Source organism: Corynebacterium sp. (assembly GCF_052107835.1).
GTDB lineage: Bacteria > Actinomycetota > Actinomycetes > Mycobacteriales > Mycobacteriaceae > Corynebacterium.
In genome coordinates this window covers 16,369-37,796 of record NZ_JBQEDF010000011.1, presented here as the reverse complement: position 1 = coordinate 37,796, position 21,428 = coordinate 16,369, and the positions used below count along the sequence as shown (strand labels likewise).

The window sequence follows — 21,428 nt, the reverse complement described above, 5'->3', positions numbered from 1 at the left end:
GACTACGTCGATTGCACGACCCATATAGCTTGTGCACCATCTAATTGTACACAATGTATCTGCCCATGGTGCGCCGCCGGAATTCCCGGGGCGGGAAGCCTCAGGCGAAGGCGCTGTAGGCCATGCGGAGGAACAGCAGACCGACCAGGACCGCGACGATGATGAAGCTCTTCGACGCACCCTTCGTCTCGTAGGCCTTGCGCACCGTGTAGCCGTAGGCACCGAGAAGCAGCCCCACTACCCCGGGGAGGAGGATCATCCACACGTTCATTTCCGAGGAACGGCGGATCGCGACGGTCGCGTCCGCACCGGCCACGAGGGCGACGATGGCACCGACAACGGTCAGGACAGCACCGGTCGCCAGCAGAATCAGGCCACCGCGGCGGCCCTCCGCGGACGTATCCTCGGTTGTGGTGGCAGTGGCGGGCGCGTCAGGGGTACCGGCGGCAGGGGCATTACTCATGGTCGGGCGTCTCTTTCATCACGGGAGGTAAGAACCGCATGAGTGTAACGCGCGCTCCAGTACATGGCCAGCGTTGCCTAATTTCAGGGGGAAGCGGGGAGGCAGCAGGGACTGACGCCTAGAACACCAGGTTCACCAGCAGCATGTAGACCACGGTCCCCAGCAGGATCGACAACGTCGCCGAGCGCCGCCACAGGTGGATCGCCACCGTGAACACCACCGCGATCAACGCCGCGCCGATCCCGCCCGGGTTCTCCGAGGCGCCGACCAGCGTGTACAGCACCAGCACCATCATCACGCCGCCCGGCATCGCGATGCCCAGCCACGCCACCAGGGCGGACTCCCGGAAGAACTTCAGCGCGGCGAAGGGGAGGGCACGCAGCAGGACGGTCACCACGCCGATGCCACCCAGCACCAGCAGGGTGTTCGCGAGGTCCACGCCCCCGGGCAGGCCTGCGTCACCCACGGTGACCACCCCGCTTCTCCCAGTAGAACCGGCCGACCAGGTAGAGGAAGTAGGCCGACAGCCCGATCAGCAGCATCTCGTTCGGGCTGACCAGGTAGGCTGCGCCGCCCGCGGCCAGCGCCACCAGAGGCAGCCACACGTCACGGCTGACGTCCAGGGCCTCGATGGCCAGCACCACGAACAGCGCGGTCAGTGCGAAATCCAGCCCCACCAGGTCCGCCGGCAACGCCGAGCCGGCGACCGCACCAACGATCCCCGGAACCACCCACGACAGCTGGCAGAACACCTGCACCGCCATGACCCGGGGCTGCGTCCACCCCACATTCCTGCGGGCCGACAGGATCGCGTAGGTCTCATCGGTCAGCGAGTACACCCCGTAGGCCTTCGCCACCGGCGAGTGCACCGCCGACACCGGGTAACTCAGCCCGTAGAACACGTGGCGGAAATTCACCAGGAAGCCGTACAGGGCGGCGGACAAGGGCGCCACACCCGCCGTGACCAGGGAGATCGCCAGGAACTCCATGGATCCGGCGTAGACCACAACACTGAACACCGGGGCCCACCACCAGGCGAAGCCCGCCTGCGTCACCAGCAGCCCGAACGCGAGGCCCAACGGAACCAGCCCGAGGGCCACCGTCCAGGAATCGCTGATGCCCCTACGGATCTCAGCGGGGGCATTCACTGCGTGTCCTGCCGCTCCCACCAGGCCTTCAGTTCGGCCACGGCATCGTCGTGCGAGATGGGTCCGCGGTCCAGGCGCAGTTCCTTCAGGAACGCCCAGGCCTTCCCCACGGCCGGGCCGGGGCTCACCCCCAGCACGGACATGATCTCGTTGCCGTCGAGGTCGGGACGCACCGCGTCCAGGTCCTCCTGCTCCTTGAGCTCCACGATCCGGGTGTCCAGGTCCTCGACCGCGTGCTGCAACCGTGCGGCCTTGCGCCTGTTCCGCGTGGTGCAGTCGGCACGCACGATGACCTGCAGCTGCGGCAGCAGCGCGCCGGCGTCGGCCACGTACCGCCGCACCGCCGAATCCGTCCACGCACCTTCGCCGTAGCCGTGGAAGCGCATGTGGAGGAACACCAGCTGGCCGATGTCCTGGATCTGGCGCTTCGGGAACTTCAGTGTCTTCAGCCGCCGCCGGGCCATCCGCGCCCCCACCACCTCGTGGTGGTGGAAGGTCACGGCCCCGGATTCGGTGAAGTCCCTGGTGTCCGGCTTGCCGATATCGTGCAGAAGCGCCGCCCAGCGCAGCACGAGCCGGTCGTCGTCGGTGGCGTCGTCATCCAGCAGCGCATCCTCGATCCCCGTCGCATTGCGCAGCACCTGCAGCGAGTGGGCGTAGACGTCCTTGTGCTGGCGGTGCTCGTCCTGCGTGAGCTTCAGCGCGGGCAACTCGGGCAGCACCAGATCCGCCAGACCGGTCTCCACCATCAGGTCCAGGCCGGTCCATGGCGCGGTGCCGAGCATCAGCTTGTTCAGTTCGGCGGCCACACGCTCCACGGTGATCCGGGAGATCTGCGTGGCCATGTCCGTCATCGCGTCCCGCACCCGGGCCTCCACCGAGAACTCCAGCTGGGAGGCGAACCGGCAGGCCCGCAGCATGCGCAGCGGATCATCGTGGAAGGACTGCTCGGGTGCGGCGGGGGTGTCCAGCACCCCGTTGACGATGTCGGACAGCCCGTCCAGCGGGTCGCGCAGCTCGTGCCCACCTCCCGGCGACAGCTCCAGGGCCAGCGCATTGCACCGGAAGTCGCGGCGCACCAGGTCGCCCTCCAGGGTGTCGCCGTAGGTCACCGAGGGATTGCGGGACGCCCCGTCGTAGGTGTCGGCCCGGAACGTGGTGATCTCCACCATCGCACCCGAGACCATCGCGGACACCGTCCCGAAGTCGATGCCGGTGTCCCAGACGGTCTCGGCGACCTCATCGAGGATCTCGGTCACCACCCACGGGCGGGCGTCCGTCGTGAAGTCGAGGTCGTGGGACAGGCGTCCGAGCAGCGCGTCCCGCACGGAGCCGCCCACCAGGAAGAGCCGGTGTCCGCGCGCGTCGAAGGCGCCTGCCAGGGATCGGAGCGTCCTGTCCGTCCTGTCGTCGTCCTTCACCGCGGCCCATGCGGTGGCCAGCATCTGTGCGGCGGTCCCAGTCGTGCGTGTCACCCCCCGGATACTACAGCGCGTGCCCGGGGGAACCGGGTTTGGTTCCCACAAACGGGTCTACAGGCACTACTCTTGTCCCAATGAACCAACGGCGCCGCCGCACGACTGCGGAAACCTCCCGGGGAGCGTCCCGGCAGGACCCCCGCCGGTCCCCGGCGCGCCCGGTGCACCAGCGTGACCACAGTGAACTGCCCACCTCGGTGGAGACCAGTGCGGGCGGGCTCGTCCTCTCCGGACTGGCGGAGTCGGTGCGGGGGGACGGGTCGGTGGACCTGTCGCGCATGTACGTCGCCCTCATCGGACGCCTGGACCGGCGCGGCCGGCTGCTGTGGTCGATCCCGAAGGGCCACATCGAGCCGGACGAGTCACACCACACCACCGCCGAGCGCGAAGTGTGGGAGGAAACCGGTGTCAGCGGCGAAGTGGTCAGTGACCTGGGCACCATCGACTACTGGTTCGTCTCCGAGGGCCGCCGCATCCACAAGACGGTGCACCACCACCTGCTGCGCTACGTCGACGGCGACCTCAACGACGAGGACCCGGAGGTCACCGAGGTCGCGTGGCTGCCGGTGAGCAACCTCGTCGAACGCCTCGCCTACGCCGATGAGCGCAAGCTGGCCCGCCAGGCCCACGACCGGCTGCCCGACCTCGCCCGCGCGGAGGCGAAGGCGGGTCGGCGCACCCCGCGGTAGGGTCCATGGTTTTCAGGGCACGGAGGGTACTGACCCCGGTCGTCTACGCCGCGGTCGTCGCACTGGGACTGGCGGTGGCCCCGGTCGTCTCGGCGCAGGACGCCACGGACGGGGACTGGATCGAGCCGGTGCCGGGGGAGCAGCAGGACCCGTGGGTCAACCCGGAGGCCCGTTCGGCGGACCCGGACAATGACGTGTCCCTGGAGATCCTCAGTCAGCAGCCGGAGGTGGTCACACCGGACGGCGCCATTGACCTGAGGCTACGGGTGTCCAATGACTCGGACCGCACGGTCAGTGGCCTGCAGTTGCGCACCCAGCACCAGGGGGCGCTGGACAGTTCGGGGTCGGTGGCGGCGTCACTGATGTCGAACCAGGGTGAGTACCCGTGGGCGGGGGAGTTCCAGGACCTGGACGGGTCGCTCGATCCGGGGGAGCAGCGCCAGTTCCGGCTGACCGTTCCGGTGGACGGCCGGTCGGGCAGCCTGGCCGGCATGGCGCTGGACGGCCCGGGGGTCTACCCGCTCCTGCTCAACCTCAACGCCGACCACGGCGAGGAGGGGACGTCCTTCGTGGCCGCCGCGCGCAGTACCGTGACGGTCCGCGACCCGGAGGACACAGAGGAGACAGAAGACACTGAGGACACAGGCAACACGGGGGACCCGGCCACGGGCACCGATGACCCGGCGCGCCCGTCCGGCCTGACCGTGCTCTGGCCCCTGTCGTCACAGTCGACGGTGACCCCCGGGCAGGTCGGCGACGCCCCCGAGCCGAGCGAACTGTACCTCTCCGACGACTCCCTGGCCGGTGAGCTGGCCCCCGAAGGCCGGCTCCGGACGCTGCTCAGCAGCTACCGGGACGCCCTCAGCGGCCCCGGCGGCGATGAACTGCAACAGGCGACCTGCATCGCCGTCGACCCCGACCTGCTCGAGACCGTGGACCGCATGTCCGGCGGATACCGGGTCGCCGACACCGCACCGAGCCCGGTGGAGGAACCCGTCCGGCTGCGCGACCGCTGGTCAGGGGACCGCAACGAGACTCCGTCCAGCGGGGGCACCGGCGCGGACGACGCCGCGTCCTGGCTGGACGAACTGCGCGACATCGTCGACGGGCAGTGCACCGTCCCGCTGCCGTTCTCCGGGTCGGACCCCAACGCCGTCGCCGCCGTCGAGGATCCGTGGCTGGACGACCTGTCCACCCGTGGCGCGGGCGTGATCGAGGACGTCCTGGACACCGACGCCGCCACCGGGGTGATCGTGCCGGGATCGGGCTACCTCGACGAGCACGCCGTGGACCGTCTCGGTGGCGCCGACCGGGAGACCCCGTTGTCCGCGCTCGTCGCCGACAACACCGTGCAGAATGCGCCGGACGTGCAGGAGCCGCAGGACGCCGCCCGCACCGCGGGGGTCACGACCCTGTCCGGCGGCACCCGGGCACTGCGCTACCCCGAGGCACTGGGAACGGCCCTGGCTGCCACGGGCGACCACCCCACGACCTCGGCCTACGGCGATCCGGGCACCCGCCGCAACCTCGACGACGATTCCCCCGCGTCACGGATGGCGGCCGCGGTGGGCGTCCTCGACCTGGAGTTGCGCGGCGCGGGCTCGACGACCCCCGGCGCGAACGTCCTGGCCGTCCCCCCGGGCGAGTGGACCGTGTCCGGCGATGACGCGGCCACCTGGCTGCGCGCCGCCGCCGGCCATCTGGCGGACGGGTCGGCGCGCCCGGTGGGCTTCGGTTCGGCGTTGCGCGGGGTTGCCGTCGACGGCACAACGCTACCGCCGACGAACGACCCTGCCCCGGTGGAGTCCACCGACATTGACTCCACCCGCCAGGAGACCACCGACCTGCACCGCTTCGCCCGCATCATGGTGGACGACAGCGATGTCGCCCTGACCAGCCAGATCTTCACCCGACCGATGTTCGATGACCTGCTGCGCGCACTCTCGGACAACCGTCGTCGCAGCCAGGCCGACACCGTGGACACGACCCGCGGTGCCACCGACCGCAGGGACCGGGTCGGCGGACTGACGGACAGCCTGCGGTCGTCGGTGTCGCTGCTGCCACCGGGCAACGTGTTCACCCGCGCCAGCGACTCCTCGCCACTGATCGTGGTCGCCCGCAACGGGCTCCCGCTGCCCGTGCGGGTGCGCGTGGGGTACGAGGCAGAGGAGGGGGTGGTCCTCAACACGCCCGGGACGGAGCAGATTCCCGCGCAGGGCAGTGTGACCCTGCAGATGACCACGGACATTCCGTCATCGGTCGGGGACACCGATCTGACCATGACGCTCAATACCCCTGATGAACTGCGAATTTCCGAGCCGGTGACAGTGAGGCTGGCATCCGGTCCGGGGATCGGCGCGCTGGCCGTGGTGGTCGGAGTGGCCGTCGTCTTCGGCCTTTTCGCGGTCTCCAGGGTGACGAAACGTCGCCGCCAGTTGGCACAGGAGCCTGACAGTGCACGAAGATGGAACAGTGACTGAATCTCAAGATACTTCCGGAGAATCCGGTCAGACGGGTGAACGCGGCCGTTTCCACGCCTCGACACCGCCCGCGAAGGTGCCGTCGCCGAAGTCGTCGGGCCGGACCGGTGAGTCCGGTGCCGCGGGCCCAGGTGCCTCCGGCGCGGACCACTCGCACCTGGACATGTCGCCGGCCGAGCGGGCCGCGACAGACCCGCGGCTCGAGAAGGCCCACGCCGAGGCGTCCGGTGCGGTCGGGTCGGACGGCGCGTCCGACACGTCCGAGGGCAACGCGCCCGGCGGCGCGACCACGGCGTCCGACCAGGACGTGGTGAGCGCCACCGGCACGATGGCCATCGCGACTCTGCTGAGCCGCATCACCGGCTTCCTGCGCACGGTGTTCATCAGTTCGGCCCTCGGCGGAGGGGTTGCCTCAGCGTTCAACACGGCCAACACCCTGCCGAACCTCGTCACCGAGCTCGTGCTCGGCGCGGTGCTCACCAGTCTTGTGGTCCCACTGCTGGTCCGCGCGGAGAAGGAGGACCCCGACCGCGGCGCGGCGTTCATCAGACGCCTGTTGACCATCACTTTCACCCTGATGATGACGGTGACGGTCATCGCAGTCTTCGCCGCGCCACTGCTGACCCGGATGTCGCTGGACTCCGACGGCAGCGTCAACATCGGAATGTCCACGGCCTTCGCCTACCTGGTGCTGCCGCAGATCGTGTTCTACGCGATGTTCGCGGTGATGATGGCTGTGCTGAACACCAAGGGTTTCTTCAAGCCCGGCGCGTGGGCACCGGTGATCAACAACTGCGTGACCCTGGCGGTGCTCGGCCTCTACTGGTTGCTGCCGAGCCACACGAAACTCGGCGTGAACGACACCGTGACGATCACCGACCCGCACATCATGCTGCTGGGTCTCGGCACCACCCTCGGTGTTGTTGTGCAGGCTGCGATCATGGTGCCGTTCCTGCGCAAGGCCGGGGTGGACATCCGGCCGCTGTGGGGCCTGGACGCCCGGCTCAAACAGTTCGGCGGCATGGCACTGGCGATCGTCGTCTACGTGGCGATCTCGCAGGTCGGCTGGCTCCTGAACAACCGCATCGCCTCCGGGACCGAGACCGGACCGACGATCTACATGCAGGCCTGGCAGCTGCTGCAGGTGCCCTACGGTGTCATCGGCGTGACCCTGCTGACCGCGGTGATGCCGCGCCTGTCGCGCAATGCCGCCGACGGCGACGACAAGGCCGTGGTCAAGGACCTGACCATGGCCTCGAAGCTGACGATGCTGTCCCTGGTGCCGGTCATCGCCTTCTTCACCGCCTTCGGCTCGCTGATCGCCCCGGCGCTGTTCGCCTACGGTGAATTCACCCTGGACAACACGGACATCCTGGGCCTGACGATCAGCTTCTCGGCGTTCACACTGATCCCCTATGCCCTGGTGCTGCTCCACCTGCGCGTGTTCTACGCCCGCGAGGAGGTGTGGACGCCCACCTTCATCATCGGCGGGATCACGGTCACGAAGGTGGCGTTGGCCTACGCCGCACCACTGGTGGCCAGTGAACCCCGCTACGTGGTCGTGCTGCTGGGTGCGGCGAACGGCATGGGCTTCGTCGCCGGAGCGATCATCGGCCACCGCCTGCTGAAACGATCCCTGGGGCATCTGGGCATGAAGAGTGTGCTGACCACGTCCCTGTGGGCGTTGGGCGCTTCGGCGGTCTCCGCACTGATCGTGTGGCGGCTGGACGCCCTGGTCGACAACTTCCTGATCCCGGACGACTGGCGCCCCGGCTTCATCATTCGCCTGATCATCGCCGGTATCCTCTTCCTGGCGATCGTCATGGTCCTGCTGTCCTTCACGAAGCTGCCCGAGGTGCGGATGGTCGGCGCCATGTTCGCCCGCCTCCCGCTCATCGGACGCCTCTTCCGCGGTGCGGTCGACTCGTCCGGGCAGGAGGGTCCCACCGCACGCATCACCGAGATGCCGCTGACCGGCATGGCCGGCTTCACCGGACAGGACGTCACGGGCACCGCGATGCCCCCGCTGTCCGCCGGACGGGTGCGCGGACCCCGCCTGGTCCCGGGTGCTCCGATCCTGCAGGGACGCTTCCGGCTGCTGTCGGACCACGGCGGTTCCCCGGCGGCACGCCTGTGGCAGGCCCGCGACAACGAGTCCGGCGACCTGGTGGCGTTGACGATCCTGGATCCGCAGGCCGCCGGATGCCGGTCGTCCGAGCTGCTCGACCGCAGCGCGACCCTGGCGAAAATCACGTCGCCGGGTGTCGCCCGTGTCCGGGAGATCTGCAATGCCCGCACCCTGGTGGTCGTGGTTGCGGACTGGACCGACGGTGCACCGCTGACCCGCGTGGCCGAGTCGGGACCGGATCCGATGGCTGCCGGTTTCGCGATGTCCGACCTGGCGGACGCCGCCGGTGCCGCCGCGGAGATCGGCGGCTCGTTGGGCATCGACCACCGCAATCGGCTGCGGATCAGCTCGGACGGCCGGGCGGTCCTGGCGTTCCCGGGTGTGCTGCCGGGCAGTTCCACCCGCCAGGACATCCACGCCATCGGTGTGTCCCTGGACCTCCTCCTGTCGACGGTGCCATCCTCAGATGTTCCCGCCGACCTGCGTGGGGTCCTCGACGAAGCCCGCCAGGTCGACGACGTCGACGGGCACCAGCTGGCCTCGCGCCTGCGGGCGGTGACAACGGGTGAGCCGGACTCGCACATGGTGACCAGCGCGGACATCGCACCGAACCCCGAGACGAAACCCGGTTTCGGTGCCGCGCAGGAGAAGCCGGGACGCACCGCGCTGTCCGCCGGCGTGACGATCGGCGGGATCTTCCTGGTGGTCGCCCTGATCCTGGTGGCTGTGGCGTACTTCGGCAGTGACCGGCAGGATTCGCCGGTCACCCCGGACTCCATCCGCGGCGGCCAGACCTCGTCCGCCGAACCGCAGGCCGCCGAGCCCGAGGTCATCCCGGCGAACTGGTCGGCCGAGTGGGCCCCCGGCGAGGAGGGAACGGGCACGCTGGACAACCCGGAGGAGGCGCCGCTGGTCACCGACGGTGATCCGGAGACCGAGTGGGCCTCGGCCCAGTACTTCGCCCAGCTGGGTGACGGTCCGGAATCGCTGAAGCCGGGGCTCGGGCTGCTGCTGCAGCTGCCGTCCCCGACAGCGGTGACCTCGGTGAACCTGGAGGGCATGACCCCGGGTACCCGGGTGGAACTGCGCCTCGCGCCGCGTGGTGGGGATCTCGAGTCCCTGGACCAGGCTCCGGTGGTCGCCGCGGAGACGGCGTCGGACGACGACGGCACGCTGTCGCTGCGCTCGGACCTGGATCCGGGCGAGGACGGCGTCTTCGAGGAGGGTGTGCCCGAGGACGCCGTTGTCGGCGACCGGGTGCTGCTGTGGATCACGGAGCTGCCGATGCCGGAAGCTGCGACGGTCGGCGAGGCCACGGTCCACGGGGTGCCTGAGGAGTAGGGCCGGGGTGCTCCCCATCCCGGGCGACGGTGCGGGGCATTCCGGCTGCCTGCACATGGTTGGTCGCTCACTTTGCGTCAGCAACCCCATGGGATGGTTCGACCGACCCCCGGGGTTGCTGACAGCACGTTAGTGAACAGGTACCTGGGGGTGTGGACAACTTATCCACACCCCCACAGGTACATCAAGGCAGTTTCGGCGAAAATGCTCCCTCCCCCGAAACAATCCCGCTACACTCGCATGCACAGCACATTCGCTACAGGGGGTGCGCTGCACATGACTCTCCGCCACGGGGATGGCGGAGGGCAGGGGACCATCAGGGGACGAGCAATGACAACCGACATCTCCGGCGCCGACATCACCGACGCCGAACTACTCCGCCGCCATCTCACCGGCTGCGCCCGATCCTTCACCGACCTGGTCGCCAGGCATTCCGGACTCCTGGGGTGGACGCTCCACCAGGCGGGCATCCCGCTGGACGACCGTCCGGACGTCCTGCAGGACGGGCTTCTCAAGGTGCACCGCACCGCGTCGTCGTTCCGTGGGGACGGCTCGGCGGCCTCGTGGCTCCACACCATCATCCGCAACACCGCACTGAGTCACCTGCGGGCGAGCCGCCGCCACAACGACGAACTCACCCGCGCTGTGGAACTGGGGGAGCGGTTGCGCCGCATCCCCGACTCCCGTGCCGTCGATGCCGGGCGCGCCGTCCAACGTCTCGTCCTCAGCGACGCCGTGAACTCTCTGCACCCCGGCCTCCGGGATGTGTTGATCCTCACCGACGTGCGGGACTGGTCGCTGGACGACACGGCCTGCCACCTGGGCATACCTGTGGGAACGGTGAAGTCGAGGCGGGCACGGGCCCGGCGTCACCTGCGTTCCCGGCTGGCGGAGGCCGGGGTGACGCCGGTGGTGGCTGCAACGGCGCTAGAATCGTCGGCATGAGCGAATCCACCCCTGACATCCATGACGTCATCATCATCGGTTCCGGCCCCGCCGGGTACACCGCCGCCATCTACGCCGCCCGCGCCGAACTGAAGCCCCTCGTCTTCGAGGGCATGGATTTCGGCGGTCTGCTGATGGAGACCACCGAGGTGGAGAACTACCCCGGATTCCCGAAGTCCATCATGGGCCCGGCGCTGATGGACGACATGCGCAACCAGGCGGAGCGCTTCGGCGCGGACCTGCGGATGGAGGACGTCGAACGCGTCGAGCTCGACGGTGACCTCAAGAAGGTCGCCACCGACGACGAGGAGTTCCTCGCCCGCACCGTCATCCTCGCCACGGGTGCCGCCCCGCGCTACCTGGGTGTGCCGGGGGAGGAGGCACTGCTGGGTCACGGCGTCTCGGCGTGCGCGACGTGCGACGGCTTCTTCTTCAAGGAGAAGCAGATCGCGGTCATCGGTGGTGGCGATTCGGCGATGGAGGAGGCGGACTTCCTGACGAAGTTCGGCGACCGGGTGACGATCATCCACCGCCGCGACGAGTTCCGTGCCTCCGCGATCATGGAGGACCGTGCACGCAACAACCCCAAGATCGACATGATAATGAACGCCGTCGTCACCGAGGTCATCGGCGAGGGGACCGTGCAGGCACTGAAGCTGGAGGACACCGTCACCGGCGAGTCGCGTGAGATCCCGATGGACGCCATGTTCGTCGCCATCGGCCACGACCCGCGCACCAAGGTCTTCGAGGGTCAGGTCGCGCTGCAGGACAACGGCTACGTGCAGGTCACTGAGCCCTCCACCGCCACATCCGTCGCTGGTGTGTTCGCGGCCGGTGACCTCGTCGACTCCCACTACCAGCAGGCCGTCACCGCCGCCGGTTCAGGGTGCCGCGCTGCCCTGGATGCCGAGGGGTACCTCGCTGCTCTGTAGTCGTTACCGCATCTCGCCCGGGGATCCTTTACGTCAGATTCTCAGGTTTTTCCGAGGTGGGCCGGGGTCCGGCCGACAGAATCCATGCGGTAGGTCTGTAGCCGTTCCGTGACCCCATCGTGTCCCTTTCGTTACTGTTCACGGTAGGTTTCCGCCGTGCAGCCACCGGGGGTATGGTGGAGGGAATACAACTGATCCCGTCATCCACAGGAGATCCGCGAATGCCTCAGCCCGTCACCGTCACCCAGGACTCGTTCCGCTCCGCCGTCATCGAGTCTGAGAACCCGGTCCTGGTGGATTTCTGGGCCGGCTGGTGCCAGCCCTGTCTCCAGATGGAGCCAACGATCAAGGAGATCGCCGACGACTACGACGGACGGGCCACCGTGGCGAAGGTCAACGTCGAGGAGGAGCGCGGACTCGCCGCGATGTTCCAGGTCATGACGATCCCCGCGCTGCTGGTCTTCCGGGACGGCAGGAAGGTCGCCGAGCTCCACGGACACCAGTCCAAGGCGGACCTCACCGCAGCCCTCGACAACGCCGCCGCGTCGGCCTGAGTCGGCGGAGAGTCAACACGTGTTCGGCACATCCCTCCACGTCGGAGACAGCAGCCCACGGGTCGCGGAGGTTCGGGGAACCCTCGCGCGCCTCGGCTACATCGACGGCTTCACCGGCGCCACCACCGGCGACGCCAACCAACGGTGGACGGCCGGCGACGAGGTCTTCGACCGTGACCTCGACATGGCCCTGCGCGCCTTCCAGCAACACCGTGGAATCAACGCGGACGGCCGCATCACCGACGGCACGCTCAGGGCGCTCCGTGAGGCGTCCTACACGCTGGGGGCCCGCGTCCTGTCCCTCCAGCCCCCCGGGCACTTCTTCGTCGGCGACGATGTCGCAGAGCTCCAGGGACAACTCCACGACCTCGGTTTCTTCACCGACCGGGTGGACGGCCACTTCGGCCCGAAAACCCACGATGCCGTCCGCCACTACCAGCTCAACTACGCGCTCACCGTGGACGGCGTGTGCGGTCCGGTGACCCTGCGGGCGCTGAGGTACCTCGGCCGGCGCATTACCGGTGGCTCGCCCCAGGCGATCCGGGAGAAGGAGCAGATCCGTGCCGCCGGCCCGCAGCTCACCGGCAAGCGGATCGTCATCGACCCGGGACTGGGGGACGGTGAGTCCGGGCACGTTGTCCAGGGCCCGTACGGCCCCATCACCGAGGAGGAGATCCTGTGGGACCTCGCGACCCGGACGGAGGGCCGCATGATCGCCGCGGGAATGGAGACCATCCTCTCGCGTCCCCGCACGGGCAACCCCTCGAGCCTGGACCGGGCCTCGATTGCGAACGCCTTCGGTGCGGACCTGATGATCTCGCTGCGCGCCGATGTGTTCCACAACGAGCTGGCCAATGGCGCGGCCTCCTTCTACTTCGGCTCGGAGGCTGGCCTGTCATCGGTGACCGGTGAGAAGCTGTCGGGCTTCATCCAGCGTGAGGTGTCGGCGCGGACGACGCTGACGAATCTCCGCAACCACCGCAGGACGTGGGACGTGCTGCGGATGACGCAGATGCCCACCGTCCAGTTCGTCGCGGGGTACCTGACGAACCCGGGGGATATCTCCGTGCTGACGAACGCGGAGGACCGCGACACCATCGCTGAGGCGCTGGTGGTGGCGGTCAAGCGTCTCTACCTGCTGGACGCGGACACCGCACCGACGGGAACCTACCGCTTCTCCGATCTGCTGAAGGCCGAGGGCCGGGCGTAACGTCCGGAGCCTTCGAATAACAAGCGTGTAATTCTCCGGCGTTGACGGCCGGGGGAGTGGGCCCCGTATCCTCCGCTACCAGGCGCGCTGTCCGCCGAGCACCGTGCTCAGCGGTCCCATGTCATTCAGGAGTGCGTGGGCATCCGCCGCGAAATTGCTGAACAGTGACGAGCCTTCCTCCAGCTCCCTGCGGTACCGGGGGAAGCGGGGATGCTTGCCGACGATAGTGAAACCCTGCTGCTCCAGAATGTCCGCGGAGAGCACAGGCGCGGACTCCAGGTCGCCCCGTTCCGGACGCTCCTCCCATCCGTGGTAGCCCTCGGGAATGTACTGCGTGGGCGCAGCATCCGCATCATTGCGGGCATAGGCCTCCACCGCGGCGATCCCCCTGCGCTGGGCCTCCGTGAGAACGGTGTCGATCAGGCTGTGCTCCAGGTAGAGCCCCATGTACGGCTGGTCCACGAACACCGTGGAAATCAGGATGGCATCCCCGGAGACCTGCCCGGAGGGCATGACCGCGGAACCGGGGAAGTCCCCCGGTGGCGCGAAGAATACCGTGGCGGCCGGGCGTTCACCGGTACCGTGCACCCCGGTTCCCACGTACGCTGTGTAGCCGCAGATTCCCCAGCGGTACAGTACGGACTGCATCCACATCTGCTTGTCGAACTCCGGGTCAGGGGAGGTGATCCCCGGCGGGAGCTCCCAGAAAGTGTCCCGCCCAGCCGTATGCTCCACGAGCGCCCCACCATCATGGCGCAACGCGCTGTACCTGATCTCCACCAGCGCTCCTCCGTTCCTCCGGGTACTCAGTCTACCTTTCAGGGGACGCCCGCGCTTGCAGTCCGCGGAGTCCGGTGTTTCACGTGAAACACCGGCCCGCTAGGACTCGCGCGGGAGCTTCAGCAGATCGGTGATGCGGTCGAAATCCTCTTCGTCGCCGAATTCCACGACGATCTTCCCCTTGCGCGCGCCCATCTGCACGGTCACCCGGGTATCCAGCGCATCGGCGGCGGAGGACGCCCATTGGCTCACCGCCTCGGGCTGCTGCCGCGGGGCTCGCTTCTTGCGGGGCAGCTCGCTCGTGTCGCCACGGTTCAGGAGGACGACGGCCTCCTCCGTCGCGCGAACGCTGAGGCCCTCGGCCACAATGCGCTCGGCAATCTTCTCCTGGTCCGGCAACCCGGTCTTCACGCCGAGCAACGCACGGGCGTGGCCTGCACTGAGGACACCCGCCGCCACCTTCCGCTGGGCGTTGACCGGCAACTGCAGCAGCCGGATCATATTGGTGATCAGCGGGCGGGACCGACCGAGCTTCTTGGCCAGTTCGGACTGGGTGACGCCGAACTCCTCCAACAGCTGCTGGTAGGCATTCGCCTCCTCCAGAGGGTTCAGCTGGACACGGTGGATGTTCTCCAGGAGCGCATCGCGGAGCATGTCCTCATCGTCGGTCTCGCGGACAATCGCCGGAATCGTCTCGAGGCCGGCAATGCCTGCCGCGCGCAGACGGCGCTCACCCATAATGAGTTCGTAGCGAGATTCCCCGACCGGTCGAACCACGATGGGCTGGAGGAGCCCGAACTCCTTGATGGAGTGGACCAACTCATTGAGAGGTTCCTCCTCGAAGACCTCGCGGGGATTCCTCTCATTCCGACGGATCGAGTCGAGGGGAACCTCGCGATAGGTCGCGCCGAAGTCTTCTGGGGCCTGTTCCCGAGCCTCACTGCCCCCCTCATGGATTTCGTCACTGTGACGGTTACCAGCCGGCCCAAGAATCACGTCGGCGGCACCTGCACCAAGTCGGGGCTTCGACGCACTAGTCGGAATCAGTGCGGCAAGGCCGCGACCGAGACCGCCCCTCTGGGATTCAGACTGGGGGAGTTGTGGGGCAGCGGGCATCTTCTTGTCGGTCATTACTTCTCACCTGTCCGGAGTTCTGGCGCGACACCGATGGCTCCGGTGTCGGGGATGGGGAGGTAGTCGCCTCGCTTAGCGAGCTCTACTGCAGCATCGAAGTAGGCGAGCGCACCCCGGGAGCCGGAGTCGTACTGCAGTACGCTCTTACCGTAGCCCGGCGCCTCGGATACCTTCACGCTACGGGGGATCTGGTTGTCCAGGACCGCGCTCCCGAAGTGCGCGCGTACCTCGCCGGCAACCTGCTCAGAGAGTTTGGTCCGGGCATCGTACATCGTGAGGAGCACGACCGACACGTGGAGCTCAGGGTTCAGGTGCTCCCTGATCATGGTGATGTTGGAGAGCAACTGCCCCACGCCCTCCAGCGCGTAGTACTCGCACTGTATGGGGATCAGGACTTCCTTCGCGGTGTTCATCGCGTTGATCGTCAACAGACCGAGCGACGGGGGACAGTCGATGAAGACGTAGTCGTAGCCCGCATCCCGGAGGAACTCGGGGGAGAGGCCGTCCCGAAGACGGTACTCACGCCGGACCATGGAGACCAGCTCAATTTCGGAGCCAGCAAGATCAATAGTCGCCGGAATACAGTGCAGGTTGGGGTTCTCCCCGTTCTGCTGGATCACCTCGTCCGGGGTCTTCTCGCCGATGAGAAGCTCGTAGCTGGAAGGGGTGCCCATTCTGTGCTCCGCTCCGCAAGCGGTCGAGGCATTCCCCTGGGGATCAAGGTCGACCACGAGGACCTTCTGTCCGTGGATCGACAGCGCCCATGCCAGGTTCACTGCGGAGGTCGTCTTCCCCACGCCGCCCTTCTGGTTCGCGATGGTGAACACCCGGGTCTTTGGGGGCTTCTTCAGGGTCAGGCGGTCAGGGTTCTGGATCCTGGCCGCACGCCGAGCGGCATCGGCGATCGGGGTGTCATCCCAGTCAGATGGAATCATCAACTACCTTCGGCATTGGACGAGCGTGGGGCGGGGCGGGGACTCGATGGTTTCACGTGAAACATCGTCATGTCCCCGCCTGCCGTGTTGTCTCCAGACTAGTCCTCGACGGCCTGCGGAACAACGGATGTTTCACGTGAAACAGTGAACTACACCGATGTCATTAACCTTCACCGATGTTCAGCGCAAACGCTCGACGTCCACCACGAACGTCGGCTGCGAAAGGACCCCCTGGCCGACCTCCAGGACATCACCCGAAGAGCCCCCGGCTTTCCGGATGTCCACCGCGTCCCGAACCAGCTCCTCGCCCACGGATGACCCCTTCAACGCCTTGACGTGACCACCCACGCGCGCCAGTGGAAGCGACCACCCCATCAGACGGCCGACGGGGGCAACCGCCCGGGAGGTGACCACATCGGCCCCTCCAACAGCGGACCGGATGGACTTCTCCTCCGCACGCCCCCGGAAGACCTCCACGTTGGACAGGCCGAGGTCCGCGACAACCTCGTCCAGGAACGTCACCCGTCGCAGCAGGGGTTCAACCAACTGCACGCAAAGATCCGGGCGTGCGATCGCCAACGGGATGCCCGGCAGCCCAGCGCCGGACCCCACATCCACCACGCGTGCGCCGTCCTCCAGGACCTCCCCGAGCACGGCGCTGTTGAGGATATGGCGCTCCCACAGCCTCGGCACCTCCCGCGGCCCGATCAGGCCGCGGACAACACCCGCGTCGCCCAACCAGGAGGCATAGGCCTCGGCGAGGACAAGGCGCCCACCGAAGACGTCGGCGGCGGTGTCGGGGGCGGGGAGGTCGGCTTCACTGTTCACGCCCCCAGCATAGCGACACCACCGCACGTGACCGAACACCGGCAGACAGCAGGACGCCCCGGGCTCCGCGACTGTCGCGGGGCCCGGGGCGTCCGGGAGCGGGGGAGGGGAGAAGCTAGCCTTCCCGGCCCGCTTTCTGGTCCTTGAGGATCGAAAGGAACTCCATGTTGCGGGAGCGCTTCTTCCTCTGGTTCTTCGACGGGGGATTCTCGATGATCTCCTCCATCCGCACAATGGCGGAATCCAGCGCATCCGGAGTCATGGACGCAGCCTGGCGACGGTACTTCTCCGCCTGCTCCGAATCCAGCTTCGAACCCGATGCGGACGGTGACGATTCTGCTGCCGTCCCAGAGGAAGCGGCGGGAGCCACATCCGAGGACTCCTCCTCCGGGACCTCGTCGACGACGACGTCGGTGTCCCCGACGGGAGCGGACTCCACGGCGGCCCCACCCTTCGGCCTCTTGCCCGGCTTAGGGGCGGAGGTGCGCTTGGCGGCGAGCTTCGCCTCCTTCTCCTCCTCCTCCTCGCGGTCCATCTTCCGGAACACCAGGAGCTGCTGCACGAACATCCAGGAGGTATTCGCACACATGTAGACTGCGAGGCCGACCTGCCAGAGGAAGCCACCGGCGAACATCATCACCGGCATGACCCAGAGCATGAGCTTCTGCATCATCATCATCTGGTTCTGCATCATGTCTTCTTGCGCAGTGGCGTTCTTCTTCTTCGGCTGCGCGGCCTGGCGACGCTTCTGACGGTCCATCGACATGCGGGCGTTGAAGTGCATCAGCACCGAGGCGATCAACATCAGGGGGAGGACCACGATGACGATGTTCCACCGGGCGAAGTCAACGCTGCCGTCCGCGGCGAAGGCGGCGAACGACTCCTCGGGCATCGAGATAGTGCCGGAGAGCGGCGTACCGAAGAGGCGGGCATCCAGGAAGGACTGGACCTCGTCGACGCCGAAGACGTAGTTCGAGGTGTTGCGGGTCTCCTCGATCGACATCCCGAGCATGCCCATGCTGTCGCCGGTGCGGTTGAACGACCGCAGCACGTGGAAGAGACCGATGAACACCGGGATCTGGATCAGCATGGGCAGACAGCTAGCCAGTGGGTTGACGCCCATCTCCTTCTGGAGCTTGCGCATCTCCAGGGCCTGCGTCTGCTGGTCGTTGGCGTACTTCTTGCGCAGTGCCTGCATTCTGGGCTGCATTTCCTGCATCTTGCGACTGGAGCGCAGCTGCTTGATCGTCGAGCGGACGAACAGGATGCGGATCGTCACCACCAGGAAGACGATCGATAGCGCCCACGAGAGACCGGAGTCCGGCCCCAGCACAAAGCCGAAGACTTTGTGCCAGAACCACAACACCGCCGAGATGGGGTAGTAGATGAAGTCAAGCACTGCTGGTGCAATCTCCTTGTTGTTCGGTGGTCATCGGCGTTTCCGACGACGGGCCGGCGGGACTGGGTCCCAGCCGCCGGGGTGCCAGGGTCCGCATTTCGCGAGACGCGCGACACTCAGGACGAATCCCTTGACGATACCGTGACGGGAAAAGGCTATCAGGGCGTAAGCACTGCACGATGGCTCAAAACGGCACGACGGTCCCAGTTTAAGGGGTGAAAGATAGTTCTGGTAACCACGGACCAGACGGCGGACCGTCCGGGCGCGTCCGCTGGAGACATCCCACGCATCGGGATCCTCACTGCGTGAGGCGTCGGAGTGCTCTGCGCACATCGGCGTCCAGCTCCTTCGACGTCGCCCCGGCCGAGGCCGGCAGTGCGCGCAGGACGACACACTGTCCGGTGTCGAGCCCCGCGGCCTCCATCGCGGGTCCCGCGATGTGCCGCAGTCGGCGCGACACCGCGTGGCGGGTCACCGCGTTGCCCACCGCCTTGGAGACGACGAGCCCCATACGCGGGCCCCCGGCCACGACGGCGTCCTTCTGCGCATACAAATACACCACCACGGTGCGTGACCCCTTCTTACGGCCTCTCCGGACGACCTCGCCGAACAGCGAGGAGGACCGGAGGCGGTGTTCCGGGGGAAGCACGGTGATGGTGTCTGTGCCGCGTGTCGGTTACGCGGTGACGCTGTTGCGGCCCTTACGACGACGGGCCGAAACGATGGCGCGGCCGGCGCGGGTGCTCATGCGGGCGCGGAAGCCGTGCTTGCGCGAACGACGGCGGTTGTTGGGCTGGAAAGTACGCTTGCCCTTGGCCATGGTACTCACTCCTTACATGTTCATGGCCGCAGCCAGCTGCGCGGAACCTTCTCGGTTCAGCAGCTCGCGACCGCGGCCGCGGTCGGATTGCTTCGGTGAGCCGGGACGAACCACGGCCCCCCGTACCGTCGGCGTGACGGGGAGAGTGTCAGTAACCACGAATTCTGGTTCGGTGACACTCGGAGACGATGTAGACCATACGTGGTCAGAGGGCGCATATCAAAATCTCACTGAACAACACAGCTGTCATTTCCGCACCACACCCGTGGCCCTACCGTCCACCCGTGTCCAGATTCAACCCACAGGGTTATCCACAGGAGAAAGAGCAGGTCGCTGAAAATATCCCCAGTTCGACGCTCATCCATGTGGATAACTCTATCCACCCCCGAACCCTCAACTAGAGATTGAGGTATTGTTTTCCCAGTTCAGGATGCATTTCCACACGTCTTTTGAAGTTATCCACAATACTGCAGTACGCTGTGGAGAACTTGCCCACCAGAGTTATCCACATCTGTGCACAACATTGTGGATACGCAGGACAACCGGCATGCAGTGATGTGAACATCAATGAGAGTAACCTGCGGATGAACAGAACCGCCCGACCCCAGGATTGGACCACCCACGATGTCAGACGACGTTGACTTCCCGGACTTCTGGGCGTCACTCCTTGACAGGTGGGTTAACGCAGATGAGAGTTCTGCGGAATACCCCAGGCTCTCCCCCCGTAGCCGCAGCCTGCTCCGTCAGCTCACCCCGGTCACCCTGGTCAGCCGCATCGCCGTACTCACAGCACCATCGAAATGGGTCCACACCGAGACCGAGAGCAATCTCGCCCACCTGATCAGTGACGTCCTCGAGAGCGAACTCGGCTACCGGGTCACCCTGTCGCTGACCGTCGAGGACCACCTCTCCGAGCCCGAACCGCACTCTGTCGGCGGTGGCGAGCAGCAGGAGGCACCCCGACAGCAACCGGAGCCCGTACCCGACCGGCGCCGGCAGCACTGGGAGGACCTCACCGGTGCCGGGTACCAGCCACGCCAGGCCCCGGAGGTCGTGCGGCCCGAGCCCCACACCGAATCGAGGGATAGCACGGAGAACCGGCTCAATCCCCAGTACACCTTCGACACCTTCGTCACCGGTTCCTCCAACCAGTTCGCCAACGCCGCCTGCCGGGCCGTCGCCGAGCGCCCGGCCCAGGCCTACAACCCCCTGTTCATCTGGGGGGAATCCGGCCTCGGCAAGACACACCTGCTCCACGCCATCGGCCACTACGCCCGCGACCTGCGTACCGGGATGAACGTGCGGTACATCTCCAGTGAAGAGATGACGAACGAGTTCGTGAACTCCGTCCGTGACGGCCGGGGCGAACAGTTCAAGCGGCGCTACCGCAACCTCGACATGCTCATCGTCGACGACGTCCAGTTCCTCCAGGGCAAGGAGAGCACCCAGGAGGAGTTCTTCCACACCTTCAACGCCCTGCAGCAGGCCAACCGGCAGATCGTGCTGTCCTCCGACCGTCCGCCGTGGCAGCTCACCACGCTGGAGGACCGCCTTCGCACCCGCTTCGAGGGTGGACTGATCACCGATGTCCAGACCCCGGACCTGGAGACCCGCATGGCGATCCTGTCGAAGAAGGCGCAGATGGAGGGGACCTACCTGCCCGACGACGTCCTGGAGCTCATCGCGTCCCGCTACGAGAAGTCCATCCGCGAACTCGAGGGCGCGATGATCCGTGTGACCGCCTACTGCTCACTGAGCAAGGAGCCGGTGACAAGGGAGGCCGCCGAGGTCGCGCTGCGTGACATCATGCCCGATCCGCAGGACGTGGAGATCACACCGCAGATCATCATCGAGGTGATCACCGGCTACTTCAACGTGACCGTCGAGGAACTCGTGGGGAAGGCGAAGGTCCGGCACCTGGTTACGGCACGGCAGCTTTCGATGTACCTCTGCCGCGAACTCACCGAACTTCCGCTCAAGGAGATCGGTGCTGTCTTCGGCGGCCGGGACCACACGACCGTGATCTACGCCGAGCGGAAGGTCAGGACCACCATCCAGGAGGACCGCAAGACCTTCCAGCAGATCCAGGAGCTCACCCAGCGCATCAAATCCCGCGCCCGCCAGTAACAACGGCGGCCGCGGGGGAGCTGTCCACAATTCCACC

The 21,428-nt window shown here is 66.9% G+C and carries 20 protein-coding genes; 8 read left to right on the top strand and 12 right to left on the bottom strand.

The annotated features are described in order from the left end of the window. Positions 1-100: 100 nt before the first annotated feature. The 4 genes from ACTIL2_RS04555 to ACTIL2_RS04540 form a co-directional block, all read right to left on the bottom strand. Complete coding sequence (locus tag ACTIL2_RS04555; protein ID WP_442336273.1) at positions 101-463, bottom strand: hypothetical protein; 363 nt, start codon at positions 461-463, stop codon at positions 101-103. Positions 464-581: 118 nt separating this feature from the next. Then, positions 582-929 carry a branched-chain amino acid transporter permease gene (locus tag ACTIL2_RS04550; RefSeq protein ID WP_442336272.1) on the bottom strand — a complete coding sequence of 116 codons (348 nt, stop codon included), beginning with the start codon at positions 927-929 and terminating at the stop codon, positions 582-584. Then, positions 922-1,611: an AzlC family ABC transporter permease gene (locus tag ACTIL2_RS04545; protein ID WP_442336271.1), complete on the bottom strand. Its 690-nt coding sequence runs from the start codon at positions 1,609-1,611 to the stop codon at positions 922-924. Before ACTIL2_RS04545 ends, ACTIL2_RS04550 begins: the two co-directional genes overlap by 8 nt. Beyond that, a complete protein-coding gene (locus ACTIL2_RS04540) occupies positions 1,608-3,056 on the bottom strand; it encodes a CCA tRNA nucleotidyltransferase (protein WP_442336309.1) in 1,449 nt (482 codons plus the stop codon). Before ACTIL2_RS04540 ends, ACTIL2_RS04545 begins: the two co-directional genes overlap by 4 nt. Here ACTIL2_RS04540 and ACTIL2_RS04535 point away from each other — a divergent pair. The 7 genes from ACTIL2_RS04535 (at position 2,987) to ACTIL2_RS04505 (ending at position 13,368) form a co-directional block, all read left to right on the top strand. Then, entirely contained in the window at positions 2,987-3,778 is a 792-nt protein-coding gene (locus ACTIL2_RS04535) for an NUDIX hydrolase (protein ID WP_442336308.1), read from the top strand. The genes ACTIL2_RS04540 and ACTIL2_RS04535 overlap by 70 nt on opposite strands. A 5-nt stretch (positions 3,779-3,783) precedes the next feature. Next, positions 3,784-6,258 carry a hypothetical protein gene (locus ACTIL2_RS04530; RefSeq protein ID WP_442336270.1) on the top strand — a complete coding sequence of 825 codons (2,475 nt, stop codon included), beginning with the start codon at positions 3,784-3,786 and terminating at the stop codon, positions 6,256-6,258. Then, positions 6,251-9,727, top strand: a complete 3,477-nt coding sequence (locus tag ACTIL2_RS04525; RefSeq protein ID WP_442336269.1) for a murein biosynthesis integral membrane protein MurJ — start codon at positions 6,251-6,253, stop codon at positions 9,725-9,727. The genes ACTIL2_RS04530 and ACTIL2_RS04525 overlap by 8 nt, the downstream gene beginning before the upstream one ends. Positions 9,728-10,057: 330 nt before the next feature. Then, a complete protein-coding gene (locus tag ACTIL2_RS04520) occupies positions 10,058-10,672 on the top strand; it encodes an RNA polymerase sigma factor (RefSeq protein ID WP_442336268.1) in 615 nt (204 codons plus the stop codon). Further along, positions 10,669-11,604: a thioredoxin-disulfide reductase gene (gene trxB, locus ACTIL2_RS04515; RefSeq protein WP_442336267.1), complete on the top strand. Its 936-nt coding sequence runs from the start codon at positions 10,669-10,671 to the stop codon at positions 11,602-11,604. The genes ACTIL2_RS04520 and trxB overlap by 4 nt, the downstream gene beginning before the upstream one ends. A gap of 221 nt (positions 11,605-11,825) precedes the next feature. Beyond that, the gene (gene trxA / locus ACTIL2_RS04510) at positions 11,826-12,158 is read left to right on the top strand and encodes a thioredoxin (protein WP_442336266.1); all 333 of its coding nucleotides are present in this window, start codon (positions 11,826-11,828) and stop codon (positions 12,156-12,158) included. A 19-nt stretch (positions 12,159-12,177) separates the two neighbouring features. After that, on the top strand, positions 12,178-13,368 hold the full coding sequence (locus ACTIL2_RS04505; RefSeq protein ID WP_442336265.1) for an N-acetylmuramoyl-L-alanine amidase: 1,191 nt from the start codon (positions 12,178-12,180) through the stop codon (positions 13,366-13,368). Between the two features lie 75 nt (positions 13,369-13,443). Here the strand turns inward: ACTIL2_RS04505 and ACTIL2_RS04500 are convergent, their stop codons facing one another. From ACTIL2_RS04500 to rpmH, 8 genes are all read right to left on the bottom strand, one after another. Next, positions 13,444-14,148, bottom strand: a complete 705-nt coding sequence (locus ACTIL2_RS04500; protein WP_442336264.1) for a hypothetical protein — start codon at positions 14,146-14,148, stop codon at positions 13,444-13,446. A gap of 99 nt (positions 14,149-14,247) precedes the next feature. Then, positions 14,248-15,279 carry a ParB/RepB/Spo0J family partition protein gene (locus tag ACTIL2_RS04495; RefSeq protein ID WP_442336263.1) on the bottom strand — a complete coding sequence of 344 codons (1,032 nt, stop codon included), beginning with the start codon at positions 15,277-15,279 and terminating at the stop codon, positions 14,248-14,250. After that, the gene (locus ACTIL2_RS04490) at positions 15,279-16,217 is read right to left on the bottom strand and encodes a ParA family protein (RefSeq protein WP_442336262.1); all 939 of its coding nucleotides are present in this window, start codon (positions 16,215-16,217) and stop codon (positions 15,279-15,281) included. The genes ACTIL2_RS04495 and ACTIL2_RS04490 overlap by 1 nt, the downstream gene beginning before the upstream one ends. A gap of 180 nt (positions 16,218-16,397) precedes the next feature. Next, positions 16,398-17,045: a 16S rRNA (guanine(527)-N(7))-methyltransferase RsmG gene (rsmG, locus tag ACTIL2_RS04485; protein WP_442336261.1), complete on the bottom strand. Its 648-nt coding sequence runs from the start codon at positions 17,043-17,045 to the stop codon at positions 16,398-16,400. A gap of 115 nt (positions 17,046-17,160) precedes the next feature. Next, a complete protein-coding gene (gene yidC, locus ACTIL2_RS04480; RefSeq protein WP_442336260.1) occupies positions 17,161-18,444 on the bottom strand; it encodes a membrane protein insertase YidC in 1,284 nt (427 codons plus the stop codon). Between the two features lie 30 nt (positions 18,445-18,474). Next, positions 18,475-18,777 (bottom strand): membrane protein insertion efficiency factor YidD, encoded by a 303-nt coding sequence (gene yidD / locus ACTIL2_RS04475; RefSeq protein ID WP_442336259.1) that lies wholly within the window; start codon positions 18,775-18,777, stop codon positions 18,475-18,477. Next, positions 18,743-19,093: a ribonuclease P protein component gene (gene rnpA / locus ACTIL2_RS04470; RefSeq protein ID WP_442336258.1), complete on the bottom strand. Its 351-nt coding sequence runs from the start codon at positions 19,091-19,093 to the stop codon at positions 18,743-18,745. Before rnpA ends, yidD begins: the two co-directional genes overlap by 35 nt. Before the next feature lie 27 nt (positions 19,094-19,120). Then, the gene (rpmH, locus tag ACTIL2_RS04465; protein ID WP_442336257.1) at positions 19,121-19,264 is read right to left on the bottom strand and encodes a 50S ribosomal protein L34; all 144 of its coding nucleotides are present in this window, start codon (positions 19,262-19,264) and stop codon (positions 19,121-19,123) included. 624 nt (positions 19,265-19,888) lie between these two features. Between rpmH and dnaA the strand changes: the two genes are divergently transcribed. After that, positions 19,889-21,391 (top strand): chromosomal replication initiator protein DnaA, encoded by a 1,503-nt coding sequence (dnaA, locus tag ACTIL2_RS04460; RefSeq protein WP_442336256.1) that lies wholly within the window; start codon positions 19,889-19,891, stop codon positions 21,389-21,391. Positions 21,392-21,428: the final 37 nt, after the last annotated feature.

Excerpts from the sequence above, each read along its gene's own strand:
- ACTIL2_RS04540 (WP_442336309.1), bottom strand. The coding sequence starts at position 3,056 with ATGCTGGCCACCGCATGGGCCGCGGTGAAGGACGACGACAGGACGGAC.
- rpmH (WP_442336257.1), bottom strand. The coding sequence starts at position 19,264 with ATGGCCAAGGGCAAGCGTACTTTCCAGCCCAACAACCGCCGTCGTTCG.
- ACTIL2_RS04530 (WP_442336270.1), top strand. The coding sequence starts at position 3,784 with ATGGTTTTCAGGGCACGGAGGGTACTGACCCCGGTCGTCTACGCCGCG.
- ACTIL2_RS04520 (WP_442336268.1), top strand. The coding sequence starts at position 10,058 with ATGACAACCGACATCTCCGGCGCCGACATCACCGACGCCGAACTACTC.
- ACTIL2_RS04555 (WP_442336273.1), bottom strand. The coding sequence starts at position 463 with ATGAGTAATGCCCCTGCCGCCGGTACCCCTGACGCGCCCGCCACTGCC.
- dnaA (WP_442336256.1), top strand. The coding sequence starts at position 19,889 with ATGTCAGACGACGTTGACTTCCCGGACTTCTGGGCGTCACTCCTTGAC.
- yidD (WP_442336259.1), bottom strand. The coding sequence starts at position 18,777 with ATGTGCGCAGAGCACTCCGACGCCTCACGCAGTGAGGATCCCGATGCG.
- trxB (WP_442336267.1), top strand. The coding sequence starts at position 10,669 with ATGAGCGAATCCACCCCTGACATCCATGACGTCATCATCATCGGTTCC.
- trxA (WP_442336266.1), top strand. The coding sequence starts at position 11,826 with ATGCCTCAGCCCGTCACCGTCACCCAGGACTCGTTCCGCTCCGCCGTC.
- ACTIL2_RS04495 (WP_442336263.1), bottom strand. The coding sequence starts at position 15,279 with ATGACCGACAAGAAGATGCCCGCTGCCCCACAACTCCCCCAGTCTGAA.
- ACTIL2_RS04490 (WP_442336262.1), bottom strand. The coding sequence starts at position 16,217 with ATGATTCCATCTGACTGGGATGACACCCCGATCGCCGATGCCGCTCGG.